The 2,695-nt window shown below is 33.2% G+C and carries 6 protein-coding genes; all 6 read right to left on the reverse strand.

Annotated features, from left to right (window positions below):
- A partial coding sequence (locus tag F960_RS17800; RefSeq protein WP_004868814.1) for an OsmC family protein occupies positions 1-161 on the reverse strand: 161 nt, incomplete at its 3' end.
- 197 nt (positions 162-358) lie between these two features.
- Positions 359-871: an SMI1/KNR4 family protein gene (locus tag F960_RS17805; RefSeq protein WP_001089573.1), complete on the reverse strand. Its 513-nt coding sequence runs from the start codon at positions 869-871 to the stop codon at positions 359-361.
- A gap of 38 nt (positions 872-909) precedes the next feature.
- Entirely contained in the window at positions 910-1,428 is a 519-nt protein-coding gene (locus tag F960_RS17810) for a tetratricopeptide repeat protein (RefSeq protein ID WP_000447196.1), read from the reverse strand.
- A 174-nt stretch (positions 1,429-1,602) separates the two neighbouring features.
- Entirely contained in the window at positions 1,603-1,812 is a 210-nt protein-coding gene (locus tag F960_RS17815) for a hypothetical protein (protein ID WP_000069474.1), read from the reverse strand.
- Positions 1,805-2,107: a helix-turn-helix domain-containing protein gene (locus F960_RS17820; RefSeq protein WP_001129974.1), complete on the reverse strand. Its 303-nt coding sequence runs from the start codon at positions 2,105-2,107 to the stop codon at positions 1,805-1,807. The genes F960_RS17815 and F960_RS17820 overlap by 8 nt, the downstream gene beginning before the upstream one ends.
- The gene (locus F960_RS17825) at positions 2,100-2,456 is read right to left on the reverse strand and encodes a type II toxin-antitoxin system RelE/ParE family toxin (protein WP_000269904.1); all 357 of its coding nucleotides are present in this window, start codon (positions 2,454-2,456) and stop codon (positions 2,100-2,102) included. The genes F960_RS17820 and F960_RS17825 overlap by 8 nt, the downstream gene beginning before the upstream one ends.
- Positions 2,457-2,695 lie beyond the last annotated feature (239 nt).

The following is a 2,695-nucleotide window of genomic DNA, read 5'->3' on the forward strand; positions in this document are numbered from 1 at the left end:
GCATAGCCAGCTGCAAATAATTGTTCAGGATTCGTTGCATCACCTTTACCACCTAATTCTTTTGGCAAAGCCAATTTTAGTTCTAAGATACCATCTTCACTACGAATCGTTCCCGAACGTCCACCGACTGCTTTGACTTGAGTTGAATAGAGAGTACTCATGTATATTACCTTGCTTAATATTATATTGTGTAAAATATAATTGCACACAATTAAATATAGGTCAATTATTTTCCTTTGTTTTTTATTTAACATAATGGGCGTTATATGAAATTCAAAAAAATGATACTATTTTTGTGATAATTAAATAAATTTTAGGTGAACATAAGTTAAATAGAGCTTATATCGGCCATATAATTTTAAGGTTCCCAGAATTTATCACCCTGAGTTTCATAAAATTTACTAATGAATTCTTGAAAAGTATTAGCAACAATGTACCAATCTTGTCTTTGATCTATAGGTAAGACAACAAAAATAGAGCCGTAATCATCACTATTAGGATCACATCGAACTAACAATAAGTCTGAATCTCCATAGAATTCTCCAATAATTAAGTCACTTTGAAGAGCGTCATTATTACGATTACTTTTATAAATTTTTGAAGCAAAAATTACTTCCTCAATAGAATATAATTTTAAGCCCCATTGTCCGTATTCTTGATCTTTAAATAGATCTGCACCATTAGATACTGTATAAAAATTCTCTAATACTTTTGGTAAAAGTACTTGGGGTATTTGTGGGTAAATTTTGCTTTTTAGGTTTAATGAACACTGCAAAGGAAAGGGACATTCCATACCTCTCTGAATAGCTTTCTTAGGTTCAATCTCCCATTCATTATGTATTTTTTCTATAATTTCATGAACACTATTCATTTATTAGACTCTTAAAAAATCCTTAACTTTTACTAAAATTAATTTTCAGACTTATCCCACCAACTTTGAGCTAAATCAGTATTTTTAGGAATGCCTATACCATCACGATACATAACGGAAAGACTTCGCATTGCTTTCTTATTACCTAACTTTGCAGCCTTTTCACGAAGTTCTAAAGCTTTCTTAATATTAACTTCTATTCCGCTATCTGCGCGAGTATATAGGTCAGCTAACTCAACCATTGATTCAGAATGACCATTTTCTGAAGCTTTCTGAAACCACTTAAAAGCTTTTTGGAAATGTTCTAAAGAATCGTTTTTGTCATCATCCTCTATTAATCTAGCATAGGTAACATATCCATCAGCTAACCAAAACATTGCTGCTACATTTCCATTTTCAGCTGATTTAATAGCCCAAATTTCAGCTTGATTTTCATCTGAATCAACACCATGACCATATAGATAAATCTCAGCTAATTCTAACTGGGCAGAAGTATCTCCACTTTCTGCTTTCGCTAATAAATCATTAGAAAAAACAGGTTCTGCAAATGTTTCCATTGAAAGGCAAACTCCTAAAGCCATAAAAATATTTACTAATTTATTCAATTCTTAACCTTTAAATTAAACTCTTAGGCTTGTATGTTTTTACATCATACCTAAAAGAAAACTCTAAAATTAGAGTATATTTTTAGTCCTATTTAACATAGAAACTCTTATGCGAATCTAGAAGGATTAAGCTATTTCGTAATATTTTATCCAATAAGCATTGTCAAAAATATCAATGTAATAGCTTGGCCTCTTACAATGTGAAAAATATTCACAGCATAAATCTCTAATAATTTCAATTTCTTCTAGGCTATCGGCAGCATTGACTAAAAATATAAACTTGTCTAAGTTAACAAGTAATTTAGTACTATTTTTCAAAGGTTTATTATTAGACATTGAACCCTATGTGTTTTCCTGTTGGAAGCTCTACATCAATACGAAGTTTTCCACCCATTGCTTCAACATACTTTTTCATCGTTGAAATTTTAAGATCATGACCACGATTTTCGATTGCTGATAATGACGGCTGTTTAATTCCAAGGGTTGCAGCTAGTTCTTTCTGGGAAATTTCTAACTCTTCTCGGATAAGGTGAAGCTGACTTTCTAAAAGTAATTCATCAGCCATTTTTTGAATACGAGCTTGACTCTCTGGAGAGCGACTAGCCAATAATTCTTGTAAGCTCTTAGCCATTAGATTGATCTCCTAAAGTTGAGAGATGAAGTGCGTATTGCTCATCTGCAATTGCTAGCATCTCTGTATAAAAACGCTTTTTATTACTCTTATCACCAATACACAGCACAATCGCTTGTCTTAGGGGATCGAATGCAAAAAATGCCCTTAACGGTTTACCACGATGCTGAACACGTAGTTCCTTCATATTGGTAAATTTAGAATCGTAGACGGTATCTACTAAAGGACGACCTAAACTAGGCCCTTGCTGTTGTAGAACAACCAATGCAGCTAAGACTTTCTCTTGTGTTGCTTCATCTTGCTGTTCAAGCCATTCATTAAACAGATCCGTTGTAATGACTGTCCACATATTACAATCACAATATAGATTACAGTCTATATATTAAATCTGATTGAATGACTTTGCAAATGGCAATAAAAAATCCCGACGTCATGTCGGGATTTTTCAGTATGGAGCGCATAGGTAGGGCTGACTACCTGATGGTCATGGTGTCTGACTGATTATTATTGTTGTTTTAAGTCATTGAACATCCTGTCCATATAGATCGATCATAAGAGCTTCATCGGGGGATAGATACAGACAATTTC

This window comes from Acinetobacter gerneri DSM 14967 = CIP 107464 = MTCC 9824, from assembly GCF_000368565.1.
Lineage (GTDB): Bacteria > Pseudomonadota > Gammaproteobacteria > Pseudomonadales > Moraxellaceae > Acinetobacter > Acinetobacter gerneri.

Bases quoted from the DNA above. Each gene is read 5' to 3' on its own strand.
- F960_RS17805 (WP_001089573.1), bottom strand. From the start codon at position 871: ATGAATAGTGTTCATGAAATTATAGAAAAAATACATAATGAATGGGAG.
- F960_RS17810 (WP_000447196.1), bottom strand. From the start codon at position 1,428: ATGGAAACATTTGCAGAACCTGTTTTTTCTAATGATTTATTAGCGAAA.
- F960_RS17815 (WP_000069474.1), bottom strand. From the start codon at position 1,812: ATGTCTAATAATAAACCTTTGAAAAATAGTACTAAATTACTTGTTAAC.
- F960_RS17820 (WP_001129974.1), bottom strand. From the start codon at position 2,107: ATGGCTAAGAGCTTACAAGAATTATTGGCTAGTCGCTCTCCAGAGAGT.
- F960_RS17825 (WP_000269904.1), bottom strand. From the start codon at position 2,456: ATGTGGACAGTCATTACAACGGATCTGTTTAATGAATGGCTTGAACAG.